This window comes from Bacillus sp. JJ1503 (assembly GCF_036965125.1).
Classification (GTDB): domain Bacteria; phylum Bacillota; class Bacilli; order Bacillales; family Cytobacillaceae; genus Cytobacillus.
This window is the reverse complement of sequence record NZ_JBALOZ010000513.1, coordinates 2,930-3,835: the sequence shown is the minus strand read 5'-3', so window position 1 is coordinate 3,835 and position 906 is coordinate 2,930. Positions and strand designations below refer to the sequence as shown.

Here is a 906-nt window from a genome sequence, read left to right as displayed (position 1 = left end):
GTACAAGATTTATCGTAGTCTAAGTATTCTTTGGCTTCTTTACCTCTAATAATCCTAGGTAATAATGGTAATTCATCTTCCGCAAAGCGAGGAATTTCACCATTTGGAGCATAATAAGTAAATACCGGGGAAGATTCACCAATCCTTAGGTCTTGACGTATTAATGTCCATCCCCATTCATGAAGTGAATCATCACTCATGTCATCAAATTCCCCAACAATATTAACATTCCTCTTACTAATTATTAAGGTATAAGAATACCGACCACCATGCATTAGTGTACTCGACCCACCTTGATTATGGTTCCCCTGCGTAAACGGAATATCATGCTTGTTTCCTTTCAATAAAGATAAAATTGTTTGAGGTAATCGATTTGGACTTTGACCTTCACCATCATCATACACAGCTAAAGCAAGTTCCTGTTCATTAGCTCCTAATGCTTTCCATGTTTTTAAATTTTTCGTAGTAGCCATTACAACTAAGCTATCTAAAATTTCACGCTCTGTTTCTTTATCTAATTTCGATGGATCACCATCTTCAACACCCCAAAATTTTTGTAACGCTTCTTTAAAACTTTTCGGTGCATTTGGTCCTTTAGGATTAATACCTACTTCTATACATTTTTTAACTACCAATGCGTCTACAGCATTTGTTAACTTTTCAGCTAAAGCGCCTTCAGCTGTACTTGATTGGTTACCAATAACACTATAGTTACTCCAGTTATCTCCGAAAGCTAACCAATCGTTTGAGTTATCCATAAAACAATTATGAATAATTTCTGTAACTTCAACTTCTAAATCCGCCTTTACAAACTTAAAGAATAATTCCTTCGACGAAATTTTTTCACTAATATACCCAACCATTAATCATTCCTCCTTAAATTAAACATTATCCTTCACCGTTTCC

The 906-nt window shown here is 34.9% G+C and carries 1 protein-coding gene; it reads right to left on the bottom strand.

What is annotated here, in order from left to right; all coding sequences use genetic code 11:
- Positions 1-863: hypothetical protein (locus V7149_RS26095; RefSeq protein ID WP_335348462.1), on the bottom strand; the 863-nt coding region annotated here is incomplete at its 3' end.
- Positions 864-906: the final 43 nt, after the last annotated feature.